The 24,301-nt window shown below is 56.4% G+C and carries 22 protein-coding genes and 1 tRNA gene; 20 read left to right on the top strand and 3 right to left on the bottom strand.

Annotation, left to right across the window (positions count from 1 at the left end):
- The first annotated feature begins 8 nt into the window (after positions 1-8).
- The 7 genes from flgL to secF all read left to right on the top strand — a co-directional run bounded on the left by flgL (position 9) and on the right by secF (position 7,060).
- Positions 9-1,298 carry a flagellar hook-associated protein FlgL gene (gene flgL / locus Q675_RS26865; RefSeq protein ID WP_023008197.1) on the top strand — a complete coding sequence of 430 codons (1,290 nt, stop codon included), beginning with the start codon at positions 9-11 and terminating at the stop codon, positions 1,296-1,298.
- Between the two features lie 83 nt (positions 1,299-1,381).
- Positions 1,382-1,468 (top strand) — tRNA-Leu (locus tag Q675_RS26860).
- A gap of 41 nt (positions 1,469-1,509) precedes the next feature.
- Entirely contained in the window at positions 1,510-2,610 is a 1,101-nt protein-coding gene (gene queA, locus Q675_RS26855) for a tRNA preQ1(34) S-adenosylmethionine ribosyltransferase-isomerase QueA (protein WP_023011065.1), read from the top strand.
- A 14-nt stretch (positions 2,611-2,624) separates the two neighbouring features.
- Complete coding sequence (gene tgt / locus Q675_RS26850; protein ID WP_014421745.1) at positions 2,625-3,746, top strand: tRNA guanosine(34) transglycosylase Tgt; 1,122 nt, start codon at positions 2,625-2,627, stop codon at positions 3,744-3,746.
- Between the two features lie 41 nt (positions 3,747-3,787).
- Positions 3,788-4,150, top strand: coding sequence for a preprotein translocase subunit YajC (yajC, locus tag Q675_RS26845; RefSeq protein WP_011784624.1), 363 nt, complete (start codon positions 3,788-3,790; stop codon positions 4,148-4,150).
- Between the two features lie 92 nt (positions 4,151-4,242).
- Positions 4,243-6,117: a protein translocase subunit SecD gene (gene secD, locus Q675_RS26840; protein WP_014421744.1), complete on the top strand. Its 1,875-nt coding sequence runs from the start codon at positions 4,243-4,245 to the stop codon at positions 6,115-6,117.
- Positions 6,110-7,060 (top strand): protein translocase subunit SecF, encoded by a 951-nt coding sequence (gene secF, locus Q675_RS26835; RefSeq protein ID WP_023011063.1) that lies wholly within the window; start codon positions 6,110-6,112, stop codon positions 7,058-7,060. The genes secD and secF overlap by 8 nt, the downstream gene beginning before the upstream one ends.
- A 76-nt stretch (positions 7,061-7,136) precedes the next feature.
- On the opposite strand, the gene Q675_RS26830 is transcribed toward secF, so the two are convergent.
- Positions 7,137-7,937 carry an inositol monophosphatase family protein gene (locus tag Q675_RS26830; RefSeq protein WP_023011062.1) on the bottom strand — a complete coding sequence of 267 codons (801 nt, stop codon included), beginning with the start codon at positions 7,935-7,937 and terminating at the stop codon, positions 7,137-7,139.
- 191 nt (positions 7,938-8,128) lie between these two features.
- On the opposite strand from Q675_RS26830, the gene trmJ reads away from it, so the two are divergent.
- The 13 genes from trmJ to der all read left to right on the top strand — a co-directional run bounded on the left by trmJ (position 8,129) and on the right by der (position 20,880).
- A complete protein-coding gene (gene trmJ, locus Q675_RS26825) occupies positions 8,129-8,986 on the top strand; it encodes a tRNA (cytosine(32)/uridine(32)-2'-O)-methyltransferase TrmJ (protein ID WP_051995610.1) in 858 nt (285 codons plus the stop codon).
- A gap of 4 nt (positions 8,987-8,990) precedes the next feature.
- Positions 8,991-9,770 (top strand): serine O-acetyltransferase, encoded by a 780-nt coding sequence (gene cysE, locus Q675_RS26820; RefSeq protein WP_014421741.1) that lies wholly within the window; start codon positions 8,991-8,993, stop codon positions 9,768-9,770.
- A 78-nt stretch (positions 9,771-9,848) separates the two neighbouring features.
- On the top strand, positions 9,849-10,346 hold the full coding sequence (gene iscR, locus Q675_RS26815) for a Fe-S cluster assembly transcriptional regulator IscR (protein WP_011784630.1): 498 nt from the start codon (positions 9,849-9,851) through the stop codon (positions 10,344-10,346).
- A gap of 20 nt (positions 10,347-10,366) precedes the next feature.
- Positions 10,367-11,515 (top strand): IscS subfamily cysteine desulfurase, encoded by a 1,149-nt coding sequence (locus tag Q675_RS26810; protein ID WP_022992492.1) that lies wholly within the window; start codon positions 10,367-10,369, stop codon positions 11,513-11,515.
- 69 nt (positions 11,516-11,584) lie between these two features.
- The gene (gene ndk / locus Q675_RS26805; RefSeq protein WP_011784632.1) at positions 11,585-12,013 is read left to right on the top strand and encodes a nucleoside-diphosphate kinase; all 429 of its coding nucleotides are present in this window, start codon (positions 11,585-11,587) and stop codon (positions 12,011-12,013) included.
- 64 nt (positions 12,014-12,077) lie between these two features.
- Positions 12,078-13,187, top strand: coding sequence for a 23S rRNA (adenine(2503)-C(2))-methyltransferase RlmN (rlmN, locus tag Q675_RS26800; protein ID WP_011784633.1), 1,110 nt, complete (start codon positions 12,078-12,080; stop codon positions 13,185-13,187).
- Between the two features lie 39 nt (positions 13,188-13,226).
- On the top strand, positions 13,227-14,030 hold the full coding sequence (gene pilW / locus Q675_RS26795; protein ID WP_023011061.1) for a type IV pilus biogenesis/stability protein PilW: 804 nt from the start codon (positions 13,227-13,229) through the stop codon (positions 14,028-14,030).
- Positions 14,020-15,042 carry a RodZ domain-containing protein gene (locus tag Q675_RS26790; protein ID WP_023011060.1) on the top strand — a complete coding sequence of 341 codons (1,023 nt, stop codon included), beginning with the start codon at positions 14,020-14,022 and terminating at the stop codon, positions 15,040-15,042. Before pilW ends, Q675_RS26790 begins: the two co-directional genes overlap by 11 nt.
- Positions 15,043-15,079: 37 nt before the next feature.
- Positions 15,080-16,198: a flavodoxin-dependent (E)-4-hydroxy-3-methylbut-2-enyl-diphosphate synthase gene (gene ispG / locus Q675_RS26785; RefSeq protein ID WP_011784636.1), complete on the top strand. Its 1,119-nt coding sequence runs from the start codon at positions 15,080-15,082 to the stop codon at positions 16,196-16,198.
- Between the two features lie 33 nt (positions 16,199-16,231).
- Complete coding sequence (hisS, locus tag Q675_RS26780; RefSeq protein ID WP_200861836.1) at positions 16,232-17,509, top strand: histidine--tRNA ligase; 1,278 nt, start codon at positions 16,232-16,234, stop codon at positions 17,507-17,509.
- 47 nt (positions 17,510-17,556) lie between these two features.
- On the top strand, positions 17,557-18,210 hold the full coding sequence (locus Q675_RS26775) for a YfgM family protein (RefSeq protein ID WP_023011058.1): 654 nt from the start codon (positions 17,557-17,559) through the stop codon (positions 18,208-18,210).
- Positions 18,210-19,379, top strand: coding sequence for an outer membrane protein assembly factor BamB (bamB, locus tag Q675_RS26770; RefSeq protein WP_031211272.1), 1,170 nt, complete (start codon positions 18,210-18,212; stop codon positions 19,377-19,379). The genes Q675_RS26775 and bamB overlap by 1 nt, the downstream gene beginning before the upstream one ends.
- Before the next feature lie 79 nt (positions 19,380-19,458).
- Complete coding sequence (gene der, locus Q675_RS26765; protein ID WP_011784640.1) at positions 19,459-20,880, top strand: ribosome biogenesis GTPase Der; 1,422 nt, start codon at positions 19,459-19,461, stop codon at positions 20,878-20,880.
- A gap of 33 nt (positions 20,881-20,913) precedes the next feature.
- On the opposite strand, the gene pta is transcribed toward der, so the two are convergent.
- Positions 20,914-23,067, bottom strand: coding sequence for a phosphate acetyltransferase (pta, locus tag Q675_RS26760; RefSeq protein ID WP_023011056.1), 2,154 nt, complete (start codon positions 23,065-23,067; stop codon positions 20,914-20,916).
- A 14-nt stretch (positions 23,068-23,081) separates the two neighbouring features.
- Positions 23,082-24,287 (bottom strand): acetate/propionate family kinase, encoded by a 1,206-nt coding sequence (locus Q675_RS26755; protein ID WP_023011055.1) that lies wholly within the window; start codon positions 24,285-24,287, stop codon positions 23,082-23,084.
- Positions 24,288-24,301: the final 14 nt, after the last annotated feature.

The following is a 24,301-nucleotide window of genomic DNA, read 5'->3' as shown; positions in this document are numbered from 1 at the left end:
GATGTCACATGATCAGAATTTCATCACAACAGATTTTTTTCGGCGGCATCAACCGTCTGCAGGACATCAACAGCAACCTGGTTAACACCCAGCAGCAGATCTCTACCGGTAAGAAAGTAAACAAACCGTCGGATGATCCAGTGGCGGCCGCCCGTATTCTGAAGCTTGACCAGGAGCTTCAGCGCTCGGAAACCTACGGCCGGAATGCCAATCTGGCCGATAACCGGCTGAAGCAGGAAGAAAGCACACTCGCCAGCGCTGTGGACATTATCCAGAGGGTGAGGGAGCTGACGGTTCAGGCCGGTAATGGTTCTCTGTCTGCAAATGATCGGCAGTCCATCTCGGCGGAGCTCAAGGAACGTCTTGGCCAGCTCGCCAATATTGCCAATACCCGGGATGCATCCGGGGAGTATATCTTCAGTGGCTTCCAGGGCAGTACGCCTGCATTTGCCAAAAATGATGAAGGCAAATGGGTGTATCAAGGCGATGAGGGGCAGCGGGTATTGGAGATTGATGATGGTGTGACCGTGCCTATTAGCGACCACGGCAAAGGGATCTTTGTGGATGTTCCTAAGTCAATCTCTGTAACTAGCGATGACAATGGATCTGACAATGGTGTTTCCGCCTCTGGTTACATCTCTGGGCTTGAATTGGTCGCCCCGAATGATTTAACGAATTCATTTATTGGAGCCACGCCGTCTGTCCCCGATGACCTGACCGTTTCGGTTGTGAATTTAGATGGTGACCTTAGAATTACAGGGCCGAATGGTTCTCCTGATTTAACTCCAACACCTCCACCTAGGGTTGGTGAAGAGTTTCAAGTGGCCGGTATAAAAATGACGGTCAATGATGCTGTTTATGATCCAAATGGAATTGATCCGGTTACAGGTTTACCAACGGGAGCAGGAGATACTTTCACGATAGGGGTAAATGATAAACAATCCATCTTCGGCACCATCGAGAACCTGATTGCCGGCCTGGACGGAATTTCCAAAACAACGCCCAAGAGCAGTGCCGAGTACGATGCGCTGATCGCTGAAACCCTGGTCAATCTCGATAATGCCCAGGAGTCAATCATTCTCAAGCAAACCGAGCTTGGTGGCCGGCTCAACGCAGTGGAGTCCACCACCGCGTTTCTTGAGGATTCGGAACTCTACACCAAAGAGATTCGTTCCCAGCTACAGGATGTCGACTACGCCGAGGCCATCAGCAACCTCAGTTTCCAGAGCTTCGTATTGCAGGCCGCTCAGCAGTCGTTTGCGCAGGTTTCTCAGCTGTCCCTGTTCGATCGACTCTAATTCACTGTGCCGGCGGGTGATTTTTGCCTGCCGGCTGGTTGCTTTCGGGCTCTGGCTCAGTATAATCCCTCCCACTCTCCGATGGCGGCGTGGTGAAATTGGTAGACACGACGGATTCAAAATCCGTTGGGGTAAAACCCGTGGCGGTTCGAGTCCGCCCGCCGCTACCACTTATAGGCCGCAACCTGCGGCATCGTGAATAGCCCGGCCCATGAACGTCTCCGATTTTCATTTTGATCTGCCGGACGAGCTTATCGCCCGTTATCCGCTTAAAGAACGCAGTGCTTCACGCCTGCTCAGCCTTGACGGCCTTTCCGGCCAGACCACTCCTCTGAAGTTTACTGACCTTCCGGACCTGCTCCAGCCCGGGGACCTCCTGGTATTCAACAATACCCGTGTTATTCCGGCCCGGTTGTTTGGCCAGAAGGAAACCGGTGGCAAAGTTGAAATACTGGTTGAGCGTTTACTGGGTGAAAAGGAATTGCTTGCCCATACCCGTTCTTCCAAATCTCCCAAGGAAGGCCAGCGACTATTGCTGGAAGATGGAACCGCACTGCGAATGCTGGCGCGGGAGGATGCGCTCTTTCATTTCGTCTATGAAGGGGATGAGGCGTTTCTGGATGTGCTCGAGCGTATCGGTCACATGCCTTTACCGCCTTACATGGAACGGGAAGATGAGCAGTCGGATCGTGAGCGCTATCAGACCGTCTATGCCAAGGAGGCGGGCGCCGTGGCTGCACCCACTGCCGGGCTGCACTTTGATGATGTCGTGCTGTCTGCCCTGAAAGCGAAGGGCATTGAGTTTGCATACGTTACGTTGCACGTTGGCGCTGGCACCTTTCAGCCGGTACGGGTCGACAAGATCGAAGATCATGTCATGCACAGTGAAATCGCCCATGTGCCGGAAGAGACGGTAAAGGCCGTTAATCAGGCCCGCGCTCGGGGTGGCCGGGTCGTTGCCGTGGGTACCACTTCCGTCCGCTCTCTGGAGTCGGCCAGCCGGGCAGGGCGTTTGCAGGAGTTCCGGGGCGATACGGATATCTTCATCTACCCTGGTTACCGTTTCCAGACCGTGGACGCCATGATCACCAACTTCCATTTGCCGGAGTCCACACTGATCATGCTGGTCAGTGCGTTTGCAGGCTATAACAACATCATGTCTGCGTATCGCGAGGCGGTGGAGCAAAAGTACCGGTTTTTCAGCTACGGCGATGCCATGTTTCTTACCGCGCAGGAGCCCAGCCGGGGCATGATGCTGGGAACGGATTCCGCCGAGTCACATCAAACCGAATCCCGTGGAGAATCACAGTGAGTGAATCCTGTTTTATGTCCTTCGAGAAACTCGGAGAAGATGGCAAGGCCCGTCGTGGCCGACTGACCTTTCCCCGAGGCGTGGTGGAGACTCCGGCATTCATGCCGGTTGGCACCTATGGCACTGTTAAGGGAATGCTGCCCCGAGACATCGAGGAAATCGGTGCCCATATTATTCTGGGCAATACATTTCACCTGATGCTGCGACCCGGCACAGAGGTAGTGAAAGCCCACGGCGATCTGCACGACTTCACCCAGTGGCAGGGGCCAATTCTGACGGATTCCGGCGGTTTCCAGGTTTTCAGTCTGGGCGAGATGCGCAAGATTACCGAGCAGGGTGTGACTTTCCGGTCTCCGGTTGATGGCTCCAAAGTCGAGCTGTCACCGGAAATCGCGATTCAGGTTCAGCGTGATCTGGGCTCTGACATCGTGATGATTTTCGACGAATGCACGCCGTACCCGGCAACGGAAAAGCAGGCGAAAGAGTCCATGGAGCTCTCGCTGCGCTGGGCCGAGCGCAGTAAGAGAGCCCATGAGGGCAATCCGGCAGCGCTGTTTGGCATCGTGCAGGGCGGCATGTATGAGTCGCTCCGGGACCAGTCCCTGGAGGGTCTGGAAAAGATTGGTTTCGATGGCTATGCCATTGGCGGCCTGTCGGTGGGCGAGCCGAAAGAAGACATGATCCGGATCCTGGATCACCTGCCGCCGAAGATGCCGGAAGACAAGCCACGCTACCTGATGGGCGTTGGTCGCCCTGAGGATATCGTTGAGGCGGTGCGCCGCGGTGTCGATATGTTCGACTGTGTGATGCCAACCCGTAATGCACGCAATGGCTATCTGTTTACCTCCACCGGTATTGTCAAAATCCGCAATGCCAAAAACCGTCACGACACCGGACCGCTGGACGAGCGTTGTGACTGCTATACCTGTAAGCATTTTTCCAAGAGCTACCTGCATCATCTTGATAAGTGCGGAGAAATGCTCGGGTCGCAGCTCAATACCATTCATAACCTGAGGTTCTATCAGAACCTGATGAGTGGATTGCGTGGGGCCATTGAAGCAGGTACATTGTCGGACTTTGTAAGCGAATTCTATGCCTTACGGGGTGAAACCGTTCCGCCTCTGGGCGATTCCTGAACAAATTTTGCTTTAAATCTGTCAATAAACGGAGAACCTGAATGAAATCAGTCAAATTGCTCATCGCTGGCCTGCTGTCTCTGATGCCTGCTCTGGCCTCGGCTCAGGAAGCGGGCGCTCAGGGAATGAGCGTGATGGGTCAGATCATCTTCTTCGCCGGCTTCATCCTGATTTTCTATTTCCTGATCTGGCGTCCGCAGTCCAAGCGTGCAAAAGAGCACAAGGCGCTGATGTCCGGCCTTAACAAGGGTGATGAAGTGGTTACCTCTGGTGGCGTCGCTGGCAAGATTACCAAAGTAACCGACGACTTCATTGTTCTGGAAGTTGCAGATAACGTTGAAATGAAGGTTCAGAAAGTTGCCGTTGCTGCGGCTCTGCCGAAAGGCACTCTCAAGGACATCTGAGCTGGTTTCCAGGCGCATCCAAGATGCGCCTGTTCATTTTCTGACTGGCTGAAACACCAAGACCGGCACGTCTGCCGGCTCGAAGGATTCTCATGCTGAACAAGTATCCTCTCTGGAAAAACCTGGTCATCGTGTTTGCACTGGTGATTGGTTTTATCTACGCCTTACCGAACTTTTTCCCTGACGATTACGCTATCCAGATCACCGGCGCCCGTGGCAGCACTGAAGTTGAGCAGCGAGTGCTTGATCGCGCCCTTGCCAAGCTTGAGCAGGAAGGTATCGAAGTAAAATCAAGCCTGTTGGAAGAGCGTGACGCGCTGATCCGCCTCACCAGCTCCGATGACCAGCTGCGGGCGCGCCCCGCTGTTCAGGCGGCTCTTGGCAACGAATACCTGGTGGCCCTGAATATGGCGCCGTCAACGCCAGGCTGGCTGCGTAGCCTTGGAGCAGGCCCAATGAAACTGGGGCTGGATTTACGTGGTGGTGTTCACTTCCTGTTGGAGGTGGATATGGAAACGGCTTTGAACCAGCGTCTGGAAGCGTTGTCTGGTCAGATCAAGCGAGAGCTGAGGGAAGAGCGCATCCGCTACCGCGGTGGCGACATTGAGGATCAGGCCCGCATTGTACTGAGCTTCCGTGACGAAGCTGCACGTAGCGAGGCGTTTGAGCTGGTTCGCGATCAGTACAACGAATTCCTGTTGGATGAGACAACAGAAGGTGAAGAGTTTCTGCTGACGCTGACGTTGTCCGAAGCGGAAGTTCGGAACATCCAGGAATACGCTCTTGAACAGAACCTGACCACCATCCGCAACCGGGTGAATGAACTTGGCGTGGCCGAGCCGCTGGTTCAGCGTCAGGGGGCAGACCGCATTATTGTAGAACTGCCAGGTGTGCAGGATACCGCTCAGGCCAAGCGTGTACTTGGCGCGACGGCTAACCTGGAATTCCGGATGGAAGCTCGGCAGGATGCGCCGTCCGCCGAGACCGAACAGTTTCCTTTCCGGGATAATCCACAGCGTACCGCTCGTCTTGAGCGGGATGTGATTGCCACTGGTAACAACGTTGCCAATGCCCAGCAGGCGTTCGATGAGAATGGCCAGCCGCAGGTCAATATCACCATGGACTCCGTTGGTGGTGACCTGATGAATCGGGCGACACGCAATAGCATCGGCCGCCGTATGGCAGTGTTGTTCATTGAATACCGCACCGAAACCGAGACCCGGGAAGTTAACGGAGAAATCGTTGAAACTGAAAACCGGGTCGTGGAAAAAGGCATTATCAGCCTGGCGACAGTGCAGTCAGCGCTGGGGAGCAGCTTCCGGATTACTGGTCTGGATTCCATCCCCGAAGCGGCTGAGCTCGCACTGCTGCTGAGGGCCGGTGCTCTGGCTGCGCCCATGTACTTTGTGCAGGAGCGCACCATTGGGCCAAGCTTGGGCCAGAAGAATATCGACGCCGGTATGATGTCGGTGATGCTCGGCTTCGGACTGGTCTTGCTGTACATGCTGGTGTTCTATCGCGGCTTCGGGTTGGTGGCCAATGTTGCGCTAACGCTGAACCTGATGTTGCTGGTTGCATGCATGTCAATCCTATCTGCCACGCTGACCTTGCCGGGTATCGCGGGTATCGTTCTGACGGTGGGTATGGCCGTTGATGCGAACGTTCTGATCTTTGAGCGTATCAAGGAAGAACTGAAGGCGGGGGTGCCGCCACAAAGCGCCATTAATGCCGGTTATGGTCGCGCCTTTGTGTCGATTTTCGATGCCAATATTACAACCCTTCTGGTTGCCGTCATTCTGTTTGCCATGGGCTCCGGACCGGTGAAGGGCTTCGCGGTTACCCTGTGCATCGGTATTCTGACTTCCATGTTCTCGGGCCTGATGGTGAGCCGCGGCATAGTGAATCTGGTTTATGGCGGTCGCAGGGTCGAGAAATTGTCCATCGGGGGGAAGCTTGAAAATGCCTGATATGGAAAAGCAGCCGTTTGATTTCATGGGCTTGCGGAAGATAGCTTCCGTACTTTCTATTGTTTTGGTGGTGGCCTCCATTGCGCTGTTGGGGGTGCGTGGCCTGAATCTGGGTATGGACTTTACCGGGGGAACCTCGGTGGAGCTCGAATACGCTGAAGCTCCTAGCCTGGACGGAATCAGAAACACCCTTACCGAGGCGGGGTATGAGCAGTTTGCGGTTCAGAATTTCGGGGCCGATACCACGGTACTGATTCGGATGGCAGAAGCCGGGAATGACGAACTGGCGCTTGAAGTGGCCGGCGTGCTGGCGGCGGACGGTGCAGACCTTGAGTTGGTCAGTTCTGAGTTTGTCGGGTCGCAGGTGGGCGAAGAGCTGAAAGAGGACAGCGGCCTGGGGCTGCTGATCGCGCTTGCGGTGGTTCTGATTTACGTGGGTATGCGCTTTCAGTTCAAGTTTGGTATCGCCTCGGTGATTCCTCTGGCGCACGACGTGATCATTGTGCTGGGCGTGTTCGCGCTGTTTCAGTGGACCTTCGATCTGACAGTGCTGGCGGCGTTGCTGGCGGTTATCGGGTATTCCCTGAACGACACCATTGTTGTGGCTGACCGTATACGGGAGAACTTCCGTAAGATGCGCGTGGGTGAGCCTTGGAACATCATCAACCAGTCTATCCACGAGACCATTACTCGAACCATTAACACTTCCGGTACTACCCTGGTTGTGTTGCTGGCGCTGTATTTCCTCGGTGGCGAAGCGATCAATAACTTCGCGCTTGCCCTGATTATCGGTGTCGTTGTCGGTACCTATTCGTCCATCTACGTGTCCGCGAATATGTTGATGGTGATGGGCGTGACCCGCGAAGATCTGATGGTCCCCGCGAAAGAGGGTACCGGTGAGGAAGAAGAGGAGCAGCCGCCGGAGTGGTTGAACCGGATGTAAGCTCCGGGTCTTTTCCAGGCCACAAAAAAAACCGCCATCCGTGAGGAGTGGCGGTTTTTTTGCGGTTCGGCTTTTCTTAACGCGGCAGTCGACCCCGGAAGGGGTGCAGCGTTTTGAGCAGTTCCCGGAACAGCTTTGGATTGGCGACGACCAGTTGCTTGGCTGCGCCAACGGCGGGGTTGCCGGAGAAGTCGCCGGTCAGGGCGCCAGACTCCATGGCCAGTGTTACGCCCAGATCAAAATCTGCTGCCTGTGGTCGGAAGATCACGGCCGCATCCAGCAGGCCAGCAGACACTCGCGCGATATCCAGTGTGACGCAGCCCGAGGTGCGGAACATGGCGGTGTCGCGAGCCAGGACGGCTGCCATCTCGCCCCAGATCATCGGGTCATCGCCCTGGCGGGCCTGGTCGAGGAGGTTGGTGGCCAGTGCTGCCTTGGCGGGCACTTTTATTTCGGATGTGCGCACGCGGCGGCTGTTCAGAACAGCGCCGTGGCCTCGGCTCGCAGAGTACTCTTCGCCGGTAATCGGGTTAACCAGCAGCAGGTTTTCTGTGCGATTGTTCTTTTTCTGGGCCAGGGCAAGTACAAATTCGGGAATGCCTCGCACAAAATTGTCGCGGCCGAGAACCGGGAATATGTGCCAGCTTTTTTCGTGGTTGCCGGCGTCGGACTCGCCCAGAGGTGCGATCACATGATCCTTGTAGGCCTTTTCCAGTTGTTCGGTGAAGTTGTCGTAAATGGACTGCTCCACTCGCTCCAGTTGCCGATGGCGTTCGGACTCATCCTTACCGTTAGGCTCCTGGCGCTCGAAATGGGCTTTCAGGTAGTCAGATCCCTGGCGGGCAACGCGCAGGGCCATTTTAATTGCTGGTTGCATCTGAGTGTTCATTATCCGGGTGTGTGAAGGCCGGCCATGATAGCAAAAACTGCCCCGCCTTGTACGTTTTTTGGCTTAGCAAAAGCACGGATACCACGGGGTTGCGGCATTTCCGGAGAGCAGGTTGGCCGGTAATTCTGGTATCATGCCGCTCTTTTATCACTTTTCTTGAAGTAACAGGCCCGATGACCATGAACAAGCCCGCGCTGCCGGTGGAAAGCACTGATACCTACCATGATCAGGTTCGCATCGTCCTGGTGGAAACTACCCACTCGGGCAATATCGGCGCCGTCGCCCGCGCCATGAAAAACATGGGGCTTGGAAATCTTTGGCTGGTGAACCCAAAGTCGTTTCCGGACGAAGCCTCCTATGCCCGGGCTTCATCGGCGTCGGATGTGCTGGATCGGGCTCAGGTAGTTTCCAGTCTTGATGAGGCGTTGTCAGACTGTGTCCTGGTAATGGGTACCAGCGCACGCGGGCGGAAGGTCCCCTGGCCCGTTATTTCCCCGCCCCAGGCTGCCGTCACCGCGGCGGAAAACAGTGCTCGTGGTCCAGTCGCCCTGGTGTTCGGGCGTGAGAGCAATGGGTTGTCCAATGAAGAGCTTCAGCGCTGCCATTATCACATCCATATTCCCTCGAACCCGGACTACAGCTCACTGAATCTGGCAATGGCGGTGCAGGTGGTTTGTTATGAATTGAGGATGCATTATCTTCGTGGGCTTGAAGAGGTGGAAAGCAGTCCCTACCTTGAGTCCATGGTCGAACCCGGGGACCGCGGATGGGATGTGCCGCCCGCGACGGTGAATGATGTTGAAGGATTTTTCGGTCATCTCGAGCAGGTATTGCAGGATGTGGATTTTCATCGCCGGGAGAACCCCAGGCAGTTGATGACACGGTTGCGCCGGTTGTTTCAGCGGGCAAAGCTGGACCAGATGGAAATCAATATTCTCCGGGGTATTCTGACATCGGTTCAGAAGGCCGCCGGTGCCCGCGAAGGGTTGGGCAGGAACACGACAGCGGCTGGTGCCGTGGATGAGGGGCAGGAATAACGTCATGTTTGAGCGTTTACGGGAAGATGTAAAAAGCGTATTTCACCGGGATCCGGCGGCGAGGAACACCTTTGAGGTGTTGACCAACTACCCGGGATTGCACGCGCTGTTGTTTCATCGCTTCTCCCACTGGCTGTGGAGCATGGGGCTGAAGTGGCTGGCGCGGACGATTTCTACGCTGGCGAGATGGTTTACCGGTATCGAGATTCATCCTGGCGCAACCATTGGTCGCCGCTTCTTTATTGATCATGGCATGGGTGTGGTGATTGGTGAAACCACGGTGATTGGAGACGATGTCACGCTATACCAGGGTGTGACCCTTGGCGGCACCAGCTGGAACAAGGGCAAGCGGCATCCAACGATCGGTAATGGTGTGGTAGTGGGTGCCGGCGCAAAGATTCTCGGGCCATTTGAGGTGGGTGAGGGTGCGAAGATCGGCTCCAACTCTGTGGTGACCAAGGCGGTTCCGCCTGGGGCAACCGTGGTAGGCATACCGGGCAGGGTCATCGTCAAACGCAAAGGTGAAGACGACGTGCGCCGCAAGGAGATGGAGGAGCGTATGGGTTTCGACGCCTACGGCGTAACCGAGGAAATGCCGGACCCGGTCGCTAGATCGGTCAGGGCATTGCTGGACCACATGCATGCGGTGGATGATCGGATTGAGAATATGTGCAAGGCGCTTCGCAAGGTGAACGCCGAGTATCAGAATGGCGAGCTGCCTCCCTTGCATGATGAGGATTTCGACTGCGTTCGCGATGAGTCTGATGAGCGGGAGCGTGGCTGAATACTTGACTGTTTTAGTTGGTCAATTCATACTCGCTCCAGTGAATCGAGATTCAATCCCATCATTGGGGCTGAGGTTATGAAACTGACCACGAAAGGCCGCTATGCCGTTACGGCAATGCTGGATCTTGCGCTGCATGCAGGGCAGGGGCCGGTGAGTCTGGCGGATATTTCAGCCCGACAGGAAATTTCCCTTTCTTACCTGGAGCAGCTGTTCTCTCGACTGCGCAGGCAGAAATTGGTGGTAAGTGTGCGTGGCCCCGGTGGCGGTTATCGCCTGAGCCGCTCCGCAGATGAGGTTTTCGTGGCCGAAGTGGTCGACGCTGTGAGTGAGTCCCTTGATACTACGCGTTGCGGTAACAAAGGTGACTGCCAGAACGGCGAGAAATGCCTTACCCACCATCTCTGGTCTGATCTCAGTGACCAGATTCATCAATTCCTGAGTGAAATCAGTCTCGGGGATCTGATGCGCAAACACGAAATCCGGCAAGTGGCTGATCGTCAGAACCGCAAGCAGTCTGATGAAAGTGCCGACGCTATCAATACCCAAAGACTGACTGACCAGGCCACGGCCTGATAACCCGACCTCTTTTGCCTATGAAAAAGCCCGTCTATCTGGACTATGCGGCGACGACGCCCGTTGATCCCGCCGTTGCTGAAGACATGATGAAGTACCTGACCCTGGATGGGGTGTTTGGCAATCCGGCTTCCCGTTCTCATGGTTATGGCTGGCAGGCCGAAGCCGCCGTTGAAAATGCTCGTCGACAGGTGGCGGATCTGATCCACGCAGACCCCCGGGAGATTGTCTGGACTTCCGGAGCCACGGAATCTGACAATCTTGCCATCAAGGGTGTGGCGGAGCTACGCGATAATCCCCATATCGTGACATCCCGCATTGAGCACAAGGCTGTCATTGATACCTGTAAGTGGCTGGAGCAGCAGGGCATTGAGGTTACCTGGCTGGAGCCGGGAGTTGATGGCAGGGTGTCCGTTGAGGCTGTCGAATCCGCCCTTCGGGATAATACGGCCCTGGTCAGCCTGATGATGGTCAACAATGAGCTTGGGTCGCTGACCGACATCCGCGCAATCGGCCGGTGCTTGAGAAAGCGTGGCGTGCTGTTTCATGTTGATGCCGCCCAGGCCGCCGGCAAGCTGCCAGTGGATGTTGCGGATCTTGAGGTGGATTTGCTCTCTCTTTCGGCTCACAAGGTTTATGGCCCGAAAGGCGTAGGGGCGCTGTATGTCCGGCGAGCGCCGGAGGTTCGCATTGCAGCACAGATGCATGGCGGTGGACATGAGCGCGGCATGCGATCGGGCACATTGGCGACGCATCAGATCGTGGGCATGGGGCGGGCCTTCGAGCTGGCACGTACCGGGCTTGATGCCGAAATAAGTAAACTGGAACAGATGCGCGCGGCGTTCCTGGACGGGCTTGAGGGGCTTGACGGAGTTCACTTTAATGGCAGTCGGGAACATCGTGTGCCGGGTATTGTCAATCTGTCGTTTGAGGGTGTTGAAGCCGAGTCGTTGATGCTCGGCCTTCGCAACCTTGCGGTGTCCTCGGGCTCCGCCTGCGCTTCAGCAACGGTCGAGCCTTCTTATGTATTGCGAGGAATAGGCGTCAGCGATGAGCTGGCTCACCGGGCGCTCAGGTTCTCCTTTGGCAGGTTCACCACCGAAGAGGAGGTTGCATTTGCCTGTTCCCAGATTATTGAAGTTGTGGAGCGACTTCGCTCGGTGCGGTAGGCAGTTGCACCCTGACTGCGTATAATCCCACCTCTGAATTTTCAACCCTGAACTAACTGGAGAAATACCATGGCAAACGAGCGCACGCTCTCCATTATCAAGCCCGACGCAGTCGCCAAGAACGTGATCGGCGAAATCTACAGCCGTTTCGAGAAGGCGGACCTGAAAATCGTTGCTGCCAAGATGATGCACCTTACTCAGGAGCAGGCTGAGGGCTTTTACGCCGAGCACAAAGAGCGCCCGTTCTTTAATGATCTGGTTGCATTCATGACCTCTGGCCCGGTTGTGGTTCAGGTGCTGGAAGGCGAGGGTGCTATCCTGAAGAATCGTGAGCTGATGGGTGCTACCAACCCTAAAGAAGCGGAAGCTGGCACCATTCGTGCGGATTTTGCTTCCTCCATCGACGCCAACGCTGTCCATGGTTCTGACTCTGCTGCCTCCGCTGAGCGTGAAGTGGCTTATTTCTTCAACGACAACGAAATCTGCCCGCGCGGCTGAGGTTGTTGTTTCAGGGGTGCCCGGCAGGGTGCCCCTGAATTGGTTATCTGATCGAGGTTATGTGATGACGGGCGCCGCCGAAAAAGTCAATCTTCTGGGAATGCCCAAGGCAAAACTGGAGGCGTTTTTTGAAACCCTGGGGGAAAAGCGTTTCCGTGCCCAGCAGGTTCTCCAGTGGATGCATCAGCGCGGTGTTGATGACTTCGATCAAATGACCAATATGAGCAAGTCGCTGCGCGAACAGCTCAAGGAAGTTGCCGAGATTCGTGGCCCCGAGGTCGTCTATGATGAGACATCAAAAGACGGTACCCGGAAATGGGTCATGCGCATGGATAACGGCAACAGCGTTGAAACCGTCCTGATTCCGGATGGCGAGCGTGGAACTCTTTGCGTGTCGTCGCAAATCGGTTGCAGCCTCGACTGTACCTTCTGCTCTACTGGCAAGCGTGGTTTTAACCGTAATCTGACGGCCGCCGAGATCATTGGTCAGGTATGGGTTGCACGACGGGCGTTCATGCCGTTCGATCCCAATGACCGACCTATCACCAACGTGGTGATGATGGGGATGGGCGAGCCCCTGCTTAATTTTGAGAACGTGGTCGATGCCATGAATCTCATGATGGAAGATCTCGCTTACGGCATCTCAAAGCGTCGGGTGACGCTCAGTACATCCGGAGTGGTGCCGGCACTGGATCGTCTCGGCGAAGTTACCGATGTTTCACTGGCCATCTCACTCCATGCACCTAATGATGAATTGAGAAACCAGTTGGTTCCCCTGAACAAGAAATACCCGATTGCCGAACTGCTGGCCGCGACCCGGCGCTACCTTTCACGACTGCCGGACAAGCGCAAAGCCACGATTGAGTACACGGTGATTGAAGGAGTGAATGATCAACCGGAACATGCCCGGGAGCTGGTGGTGTTGTTAAAAGGGTTGCCCTGCAAGATCAACCTGATTCCATTCAATCCGTTTCCGGAAAGTGATTTCCGCCGGCCAAGCATGAACGCAACCCGGAGGTTCCAGACCGTGCTCAACGAGGCCGGTTATGTCACGACGATCCGCACCACCCGCGGAGACGATATCGATGCCGCCTGCGGTCAGTTGGTAGGGCGGGTCGAAGACCGGACGCGCAGAAGCCAACGTTATATCGCAGTACAACAGGTCAACCCCTGATAACCGTCGGGTGGAGACAACAGGAGAAGGTGTTTGTTGATGGCAAAGGACGTTACCGTGAAACTCGTTTCCGCTGTGGTTCTGGTTATCGGGGTCATGTTATCGGGCTGTGTCACCACCACCGATAGCCGGTTCAGCCGTGAAGCCGACCGACAGAAAGCCCTCAACAATTATGTTCAACTGGCGACTGCCTACATTGGTCAGGGGAATCTGGATCGTGCCCGTGACCACCTGGAGCGGGCGTTAGAAATCGACAGCCGAAGCGCACCGGCACTTGCTGCCCGGGGCCTGGTGCTGAGCGCGGAGGGTGAGGAAAGCCTGGCGGAAAAAAGCTTCCGGGATGCCATTGCCTCAGATGGAGACTATACCCGCGGACGAGTGTATTACGGTGCTTTCCTGTATAGCCTCAAACGGTTTGAGGAGGCCCGGGACCAGTTCCGGATAGCCTCACGTGATACGGAGTACAAAGACCGGGGAGCCGTTTTTTATAACCTCGGGCTGACAGAAGAACGGCTTGGGTCGCTGGAATCGGCCGAAGCTGCCTATCGGCGTGCCGTGGAGCTTACGCGGGGCGAAGCCCGCACCCTGTTGTCCCTCTCTCGGGTGCTGGTTGAGCAGGATAACTTTTCTCAGGCCTCTCGATACTACAGCCGTCTTCAGACCATGATACAGCGCAATACCCGGTTGACGCATTCACCGGAGAGTCTGTATACCGGTATCCGGATTGCCCGGCATTTCCAGGATAGGGATCAGGAAGCGAGCCTGGCACTATTGCTCAGAAACGAGTATCCGGAATCTGTCGAATATCAACAATATAAGGTACTGATTGCCAATGACCGGTGAGGAGCAGTCACAGCCAGCTTCCGAGGCCTCGGTTGGCCAGCAGCTAAGGCGCGCCCGGGAAAAGCTCGGGCTCAGCGTTTCAGACATTGCAGATCAGCAACACCTGCGCCCTTCGGTAATCCAGTCCATCGAGGAAGGTGATTACAGCAAGGTTGATACCGAGTTGTTTCTCAAAGGGTATGTTCGAACCTATGCCCGCCAGGTGCAACTGAATGCAGACGCCCTGATTGCAGCGCTCGACTCGGAACTTGAGCCCCTGCGTCAGCAGCGGGAGCAGGAGCACCAGTCCAATCCTCTGGTTGATATCGAGCGCAAGAAAAAACGAAAGCGGCAGATTGCCAAACTGGTTGTTTTGCTGGCATTCCTCGGGGTAGTTGGCTTTCTGGCGTATAGCTATCTCGTAAAACCGGTGTCGGAGCCGGTTCAAAGTAATGCCGACGGTATCTCGGAGTCTCTGGAAGCACGGAGTGGCGAGGCCGTTAGCGATGCCAGTGCTGGACCGGAAGATGCGCCCTCCGTTATCGAAGAGGCTGAACAGCCGGCCGAACCGGAACAGATGGATTCAGGCACCAGTTCAGTCGGAAACGTTGAAACAGAGAATGGCGCTGTGACGGATACTGAAGCTCTGAGCGAACCGACCGAGAGTGGAAGCTTCGGCCAGGAAGAGTTGCTGTCAGAGCAGCCTTCGGTGGAACAGCCGCCTGTTGTTGCGCAATCCCCGGATCCCGCTCTGACTGAGTCTGAAGTGATGGAGGCCCCGGTTGAAACCGTGAGGTTGGCCATGACGTTCAGTGACGACTGCTGGATTCAGGTCACAGATGGTGCGGGCAATCGACTGGCCAGTGCGTTACGCCGAGAGGGCGATGCCCTGGACGTGAGCGGACAGCCACCGCTCAGAGTTGTGGTGGGCGCCATGAGCGCGGTGGAGTCCCTGGAATTCCAGGGCGAACCGATGGATCTTGGTAATTTTCGCGTCGTAAACAATCGGTCAGAGTTTACGCTCGAGCCCTGAGCAGAATTTTCTTCCCAAAGATTTCTGGTTGAATCCCATGAAACAAGAGTCTCCGATCAAAAGACGTAAATCCCGTCAGATCATGGTAGGTAATGTTCCCGTTGGCGGCGATGCGCCCATTGCGGTGCAGAGCATGACCAATACCAATACCTGCGATGTAGACGCAACAGTCACACAGATCAAGGCTATCCAGGAGGCCGGAGCTGATATCGTACGGGTGTCGGTTCCGTCCATGGAGGCGGCTGAGGCCTTTGGCAAGATTCGCCAGCAGGTCTCGTTACCGTTGGTGGCCGATATCCATTTTGACTACAAGATAGCGCTCCGAGTTGCAGAGCTTGGTGTGGACTGCCTGCGCATCAATCCCGGTAACATTGGCCGGGACGATCGGGTCAGTGCGGTAATCAGTGCTGCCCGGGACCGCAACATTCCGATCAGGATCGGCGTAAACGCGGGTTCACTGGAAAAAGCGCTTCAACGCAAATACGGCGAGCCCACGCCGGAAGCGCTGGTAGAGTCGGCCATGCGTCATATCGACATCCTGGACAAACACGATTTTCAGGACTTCAAGGTCAGCCTGAAAGCGTCTGAAGTGTTCATGACCGTCGCGGCCTACCGCCTTATCGCCTCCCAGATTGAGCAACCGCTGCACCTGGGTATCACTGAGGCCGGTGGATTTCGCTCTGGTACGGTCAAGTCCTCCATTGGCCTGGGCATGCTGTTGATGGATGGCATTGGGGACACCATTCGGGTTTCCCTTGCCGCCGACCCGGTTCAGGAAATCAAAGTCGGCTTCGACATTCTCAAAAGTCTTCGGTTACGCAGCCGCGGCATTAACTTTATAGCCTGCCCAAGCTGTTCCCGTCAGAACTTTGATGTTATCCAGACCATGAATGATCTGGAGGCCCGGCTAGAGGATGTGAACACCTCCATGGATGTGGCCATTATTGGCTGTATTGTTAATGGTCCCGGTGAGGCAAAAGTAGCGGATATCGGTCTGACCGGTGGCACACCGAAAAATCTGTTCTATATGGCCGGAAAGCCAAACCAGAAGCTGGACAACGCGACGCTGGTGGACGACCTTGAACGCCTGATTCGCGAGGAAGTGTCACGGCGCGAGGACCAGGACAGCGCAGTCATCGCCAAGTCCTCAGACTGATCAGAACCGATTTCAGAAACCTATCAGGATATTATTTTGGCAAAGATTCAGGCAATCCGGGGGATGAACGATATTCTCCCGGACCAGACACCGGTCTGGCAGTACGTTGAATCCACCGTTCGACGGGTTCTCGGGCAGTACGGCTATCAGGAAATCCGTATGCCAGTGGTCGAACATACCGAGTTGTTCAAACGATCGATCGGTGAAGTCACTGACATCGTCGAAAAAGAGATGTATACCTTCGAAGACCGCAACGGCGATAGCCTTACACTGCGGCCCGAAGGTACGGCCGGGTGCGTGCGTGCAGCGGAAGAGCATGGGCTGCTCTTTAATCAGACCCGGCGGCTTTGGTACACCGGTCCGATGTTCCGGCATGAGCGGCCACAGAAAGGCCGTTACCGCCAGTTTCATCAGATTGGTGTGGAATGCTTCGGTATGGCCGGCCCTGACATTGATGCTGAGCTGTTGATCCTGACGGCGCGCCTGTGGAGCGCCCTGGGGTTGTCCGACCATGCCAGACTCGAGATCAACTCCATCGGTACCAGCGACTCCCGGAAAGTCTACCGTCAGGCCCTGGTTGCCTATCTGGAGCAATATCAGGATAAGCTCGACGATGACAGCAAACGCCGGTTAACCACGAATCCTTTGCGGATACTGGACAGCAAGGATCCGGCCACGCGGGAGATTTTGCAGGGCGCACCGAGCCTGGACGACTATCTGGATGATGAATCGCGCCAGCATTTTGAACAACTGAAAGCGATGCTGGATGCGGCGGGCGTTGCCTACACGGTAAACCCGGCCCTGGTGCGCGGACTGGACTATTACGGCAAAACCGTGTTCGAGTGGATTACCGACAGCCTGGGTGCCCAAGGCACGATCTGTGCCGGTGGCCGTTACGATGGTCTGGTGGAGCAACTTGGAGGCAAACCCACCGTAGCGGTGGGCTTCGCCATGGGGCTGGAGCGACTGATTCTGTTACTGGAAACCCTGGAACTGGTCCCCGAACATGTGAACAATCAAGCCGATGTTTACGTTACAGCCATGGGGGACCAGGCAATAGCACCGGCGATGGCGTTGGCAGAAACGCTACGAAGTGAATTGCCGGGCCGGATTGTCGTCTCACACTGCGGTGGCGGCAGCTTCAAGAGTCAGATGAAAAAGGCAGACCGCAGTGGCGCACGCTTTGCGGTGATTCTGGGTGAAAACGAAGTCGCTCAGGCCACGGCGGGGCTTAAACCGTTACGTGACGATCAGCCCCAGCAGGAAATCGCTCAGGCAGACCTGGCAGCTGTGCTTGCCGGTTTGTTGTAAGCAGAGTCTATATAAACAGGCAGTTTTAACGAATAACAGGAGTTTTCATGGCGGAGTTGCGCACCGAAGAAGAACAGGTTCAGGCAATCAAGGACTGGTGGAAAAATAACGGAAGCTCGCTGCTCATCGGTATTGGTGCGGCTCTGGCCATCGTCTTCGGATGGCAGGCCTGGCAGAACCATCAGGCGCAACAACGCGCCGAAGCCGCTAATCAGTTTGCCAACCTGCTGAACGCGTTCTCCTCTGCAGATGATGAGTCGGCCGACACTGTAGGTTTTGTGGCGGAGACACTGCGAGACGAACACGGCGACAGCGCCTATGCCATCTATGGCAATCTGGTTCTGGCACGGCAGCAGATGGTTGAAGGTGAGGATCCCGCGGCCGCTGTTGAATCACTGAACTGGGCGCTGGAGAAATCAGCGGGTCATCCGGCTCTGGAGCTGGTGATTCGTAACCGTCTTGCCCGAGCCCAGTTTGCCGCTGGCGAACACGATGCCGCGCTTGCCACTCTGGACAATGCAGTAGACGCCGATGCCTTTGCGGCCATCTTCTCCGAGCTGAGAGGCGATGTTCTGTTGGCCAAGGGCGACCGGGAAGGTGCGCGTGAGGCGTACCTGGCGGCACGTGAGCAGAGCCAGCAGGGTCGTAGCGGTGTTCTTGAACTGAAGCTGTCAGACCTCGGTGTCGGGGAGGACGCTTGATGTTCGTTGGGCGCGCGCTCAAGGTCGGGGTTGGCTCCGTTTTTTGTGGTCTATTGGTCGGAATCTCCGGGTGCAGTAGTACAGACACTTTTGAGCAACCTGCTCCGGTGCCTGAAATCAGCGAAACCGTTGAACTGGATACGGTATGGAGTATGTCTGTTGGCGATGGTCATGACGATCAGCTGCTTCAGATCGCGCCTCTTTACGCCGGCGACGTGATTTACGCCGCTTCCGCTGACGGGATTGTTGCGACGGTCAGGCCGGCGGATGGTGAGGTCGTCTGGCAGAAAGACTACGATGAACAGTTTTTCGCCGGACCGGGCGCTGATGCCCGGCATCTTTACATGGTCACCCGGGATGCGGAACTGGTGGCCGTGTCCTCGGAAGACGGTGCCGAGACCTGGCGGGTACCTCTGCCCACCGAGGTGCTGGCTGCGCCTCAATCCAACGGTAACCTCGTGGTGGTACAAACCACCGATGGCCGTGTGATTGCCCACGACGCAGCGACCGGAGAACGCCGCTGGCAATACGAGGCTCAAGTACCGGTGCTGACCGTGCGCACCGCAGCTGCACCGTTGGTGGGCGGCGACATTGTGATCTCCTCGTTTGCCAACGGTCGTGTCATTGCACTCACCGCCTCGGACGGGCAGCCAGTGTGGCAGTATGAGGTCGGTCAGCCCCAGGGTCGTACCGAACTGGAACGCCTGGTGGATATCGGCGGCCAGCCGCTGGTTCTGGATTCGGCCATTATGGTCGTCGGTTATCAGGGTAAGCTGGCACTGGTGGATATTCGTTCCGGGCAGGAAATCTGGAGCCGCCGGGCATCTAGCTTCTACTCGCCTGCGATTGGTAACGGCAATATCTTTCTGTCCTCCGCCAATGGCGATATCGTAGCGCTCCGTGGCAGCAACCGGCGAGAGCTTTGGGTTCAGGATAGCCTGTCCTGGCGCCAGCTGACCCGGCCGGCTGTCTCCGGTGATTACCTCGTGGTAGGCGACTTTGAAGGCTACCTGCACGTGCTGTCGACCTCCGATGGCAGTCTGCAGGGCCAGCGTGAGTTCGATAGTGACGGTATCCGCGTACCAGTTCAGGTGATCGAAGATGGTAACCTGCTGGTTTATGGAAATGGCGGAAAGATGGCCGTCCTGAGAATTGAACAGGACGACTGAGTACGCCCCGACAAGTTTATGCCCGGCCCAGGCTTCAGCCTGCGTGCCGGGTTTCTGGTTTCTTGAATAGCAGATCAATATGACCCCAGTTATCGCCCTTGTAGGCCGCCCCAACGTTGGTAAGTCCACGTTGTTTAACCAGATGACCCGCTCCAGGGATGCTCTCGTAGCGGACTTCCCCGGGCTGACCCGGGACCGTAAATACGGTGAGGGCAACTACGAAGGCCAGAAGTTCATCGTTATCGATACGGGCGGCCTGACCGGTGACGAAGCCGGTATTGACGCCGAAATGGCTCGGCAGTCAATGCAGGCGGTAGAAGAAGCGGACATTGTCCTGTTTCTTGTGGACGGTCGGGCAGGACTGACCGCCGGCGATGAAATGATCGCGGATTATCTGCGCAAATCGGGCAAACAGGCTCATCTGGTGGTTAACAAGACCGATGGCCAGGATCCGGACGTGGCGGCAGCGGACTTCTACAGTCTGGGGTTTGAATCCACGTTTCTGATTGCGGCGGCCCATAACCGCGGCATCCTGTCTTTGCTGGAAGCGCTGCTGCCGGAACCGGAAAATCCGGAAGACCAGGACCGGGCGGATCGTTACCCGGGTATCCGGATTGGTGTGGTGGGACGGCCGAATGTGGGCAAGTCTACCCTGGTTAACCGCATGCTCGGTGAAGATCGGGTGGTGGTGTACGACATGCCGGGCACTACCCGCGACAGCGTTTACATTCCCTATGAGCGCCAGGGCCATGAGTATACCTTGATTGACACTGCCGGGGTTCGTCGCCGAAAGAATGTTCGCGAGGCGGTGGAGAAGTTCTCCATTATCAAGACACTGCAGGCGATTGATGATGCCCACGTCGTGATTCTGGTGATCGATGCCCGGGAGGGATTGGTAGACCAGGATTTGCACCTGATCGGGTTTGTACTGGATGCAGGCCGCTCATTGGTGATCGCCATCAACAAATGGGACGGCATGGATCCGGAAGACCGTGACCGGGTAAAAGAGCAAGTGGCCAGGCGCCTGGATTTCCTGGATTACGCGGACAAGTATTATATCTCGGCACTGCACGGCACGGGCGTGGGAACCATGTATGAGTCGGTCCAGGCCTGCTATGAATCCGCGATGTCAAAGTGGCCAACCAACCGGTTGACTGCAATCCTTCAGGATGCCGTTGCTCAACATCAGCCGCCGATGGTTCACGGTCGCCGCATCAAGCTGCGATACGCTCACCAGGGTGGCTCCAACCCGCCGGTTGTGGTGGTGCATGGTAATCAGGTGGATTCACTGCCCGGTGCTTACAAGCGTTACCTTGAAAACACCTTCAGAAAGGTGCTGAAAGTCGTGGGCGCGCCGATACGGTTTGAATTCAAGTCAGGCGAAAATCCCTTCGCAACCAAGGTCGACCGTCTGACGCCTCGGCAAAAGGTCAAGAAAGACAACGACCTGAAGAAAGGCCGTCGGATCAAGAAGACCCGGCAGAAAAGCGTTAAACGCTGATCTGCCGGGGCTAGTCCCTGCCAGGAGCCCTGATCAGGCGGCTCCTGCATCGGCGACCTGTTTTGCCTGTACTGCCGTCAGGGCAATGGTGAAGACAATATCTTCCACCAGGGCCCCGCGGGACAGGTCGTTTACCGGTTTTCGCAAGCCCTGGAGCATGGGCCCCACGCTGACGACATTGGCACTGCGCTGCACCGCCTTGTAGGTGGTGTTGCCCGTGTTCAGGTCAGGGAACACAAACACGGTAGCCTTGCCGGCTACCTTGCTGCCCGGGGCTTTGGATTTTGCCACGCTCTCAATGGCCGCGGCATCGTATTGCAGCGGACCGTCAATGAGCAGATCCGGGCGCCGTTCCCGGGCAATGCGGGTGGCTTCGCGAACCTTGTCGACATCCTCACCGCTGCCGGACTCGCCGGTACTGTAGCTGATCATCGCAACCACAGGTTCAATACCAAAGGCTTCGGCAGATTCGGCACTCTGTATGGCAATATCGGCCAGTTCCTCGGCATTCGGGTCTGGGTTGATGGCGCAGTCGCCATATACCAGCACCTGTTGCGGTAACAACATGAAGAACACCGATGACACCACCTTGGCGTTGTCATGGGTCTTGATCAACTGGAGGGCAGGGCGCACGGTGTTGGCCGTGGTATGAATAGCGCCGGATACCAGTCCGTCGGCTTCGTCCATGGCCACCATCATGGTACCCAGAACGACGTTATCCTCCAGCATGGCTTCGGCCATATCCGGTGTCAGGCCTTTATGCTTTCTCAGCTCCACCATGGGTGCCACGTAACGCTCGCGCACCGATTGCGGGTCTATGATTTCCAGATCATTTGGCAGTTCCACGCCCTGGGAGGCGGCGACTGAGCGAATTTCGTGTGGATCACCGATCAGCGCGCAATGAGCGAGGTTACGTTGATGGCAGATAATGGCTGCCTGAATGGTTCTGGGTTCACTGCCTTCTGGCAAGACGATCCGCTTGGCTGCAGCCCGGGCTCTCTCCGATAGCTGATAACGGAATGCCGGAGGCGAGAGCCGACGTTGGCGCTGAACTTTCAGGTGCTCCTGCAGCCACCGGGTGTTGATTCGCCGGGCCACAGATTCCATGGCTTCTTCAATACGCTCCGGATCGTCAATGGGAATGGCTGAAGACAGATTTGCCAAAAGGTGGGCGCTCTCGTAGGTATTGGTTTCCGAGCTCAGCACTGGCAAACCGGTGTCCAGTGCTCGCCGACACAACTCTATAACCCGTTCGTCCGGCATCAGGCCGCCTGTCAGCATCAGTCCGGCAAGCGGGACACCATTGAGGGCGGCAACGGCCGTGGCCACCACAATATCCTCGCGATCACCAGGGGTGACCATCAGAGTGCCTGGCTTGAGGGTGTCGGTCATGTTGCGGATGGATCTGGCGCACACTGATACCCGCTGCACCCGCCGTGAGTGCATTTGCCCTTCGTGCAGTACCGGAACACCAAGCTCTCGCGCCACATCAGAGACCCGGGGTGCCAGCAGTTGGGGTTGCCAGGGAATCTGCGCCAGCAACTGGAAGCGGCCGTTCGCGAATACTTTGCAGGAGGTGTGATAATCGGTTTCAGTGGCTTCACTTGCCGGCGGATGATCCAGTGCCATACCGGACTTCTGTGGTTCTCCCACCTTGTTAAGAATGACCGCAATCACGTCCGGATCCGACGGTGCAGCAAACAGGCGCGAGGAGAAATCCAGGTCATCATCGAGCTCGCTGGCAGTGCAGCTCTTCGGTGTGCTCACCAGGATCACTTCGGAACCGAGATTGCGGGCGACTTCCACGTTCAGCCGCGCGATATAGGCTTCGGTTCTGTCCGGAACCAATCCTTCAATGATGACCACATCCGCTTCGTTGGCGACTTTCTGGTATTCACCGACGACGTTCTCCATCAGCAGGTCGGCTTTGCCGTGGTTCAACAGCTGCTGGGCTTGTTTCAGAGGAATCGGGTCGGGTGGTTCGAGGTGGCTGCGGGCACGCACAAAGGCCACCGAAGAATCTTTGCCGTCGTTATGAAGCGCTTCGCCTCTGTGTACGGACTGACTGAATGGTTTGTAAAAGCCGACGCTCACTCCTTCCCGTTCCAGGGCACGCAGAAGACCAAGGCATACGGATGTCAGGCCTGAGTCAAGAGAGGTTGGGGCTATGAAAAGACTTTTTGCCATGATTGTTCCAGGTTTCATTCTTCGGAGTGTTCGGTGCTGGCAGCGGCCAGGCGGGCGGCTTCTCGGGCAATCACCAGTTCTTCATTTGTGGGAATGACCAGCGCCGGATAACGCGAGTCCGGGGAACTGATGCGGCCATCACTCCAGCGCCCGTGATGCTCGTTGAGGTCCGGATCCAGCTCAATCCCAAGCAGGTGCAGATGTCGGGTTGTGTCCTGGCGAATGCGGGCACTGTTTTCACCGATGCCGCCAGTAAAGACCAGAGCGTCCAGTTTTGTCAGGGACGCGGTCATCGCTCCAATATACCGCGCCAGGCGGAAGCAGAATACGTCAATTGCCAGCTGTGAGGGTTCGTGGCCATGGTCAGCCAGCTCACACAAGGTTCGCATGTCGTTTGTCTGGCCTGAGAGTCCCTGTAATCCGCTTTCTCTATTCAGCATCTCGTGGACGTCACCGGCACTCATACCCCGACTTGCGAGGTAGTCGAACAGCCCGGGATCGACATCCCCGCTGCGGGTGCCCATCACGAGTCCCTCAAGCGGAGTCAGGCCCATGCTGGTATCGACGCTGAGCCCATTCTGGATCGCTGTGATGCTACAACCGTTACCCAGATGGGCAGAGATAATTGAGGTGGTGGCCGGTGTCTTGTCCAGCAGACGAGCGGCCTCGTGTGCCATGAAATAATGACTGGTGCCGTGGAAGCCGTAACGACGCACTCCCCAGTCGCTGTAGAACCGTTCCGGTAGTGCGTATCGGTAAGCGCGCTCGGGCAGGGTCTGATGGTAAGCGGTATCGAATACCGCGATCTGTGGAACGTTCGGGAACAGCGCCTGCATGGCTCGAATGCCCGCGAGGTTTACCGGATTATGCAGGGGGGCCAGCGCTGCGCAGGTTTCAATGGCGGACACTGTTTGATCATCAATCAACGAAGCTTCACGGAAGGTTTCGCCGCCATGCACCACTCGATGGCCAACAGCCTTGGGTTCGCCCGTCATCAGAGCCCGGTCATTAAATGCGTTGACCAGTGCCGCCAGCGCCTGGCTGTGGCTGGCACCGGAAGGTAAGTGAACCGGTGTTTCATCGCCGTTGATGCGGGCAAAGGCATCGGATTGATTAAGTCTTTCCGCCAGGGCGGAGGTGATTTTCTGGTGGTCGTGATCAAACAGGGCGAGTTTCAGTGATGAACTGCCGCAGTTTACGACCAGGATTGAGTCGTCCATGGTTGTGCCGTATT

It is taken from the genome of Marinobacter sp. EN3 (assembly GCF_000475315.1).
GTDB classification, from domain to species: Bacteria; Pseudomonadota; Gammaproteobacteria; order Pseudomonadales; family Oleiphilaceae; genus Marinobacter; species Marinobacter nauticus.
This window is presented reverse-complemented; position numbering and strand designations above follow the sequence as displayed.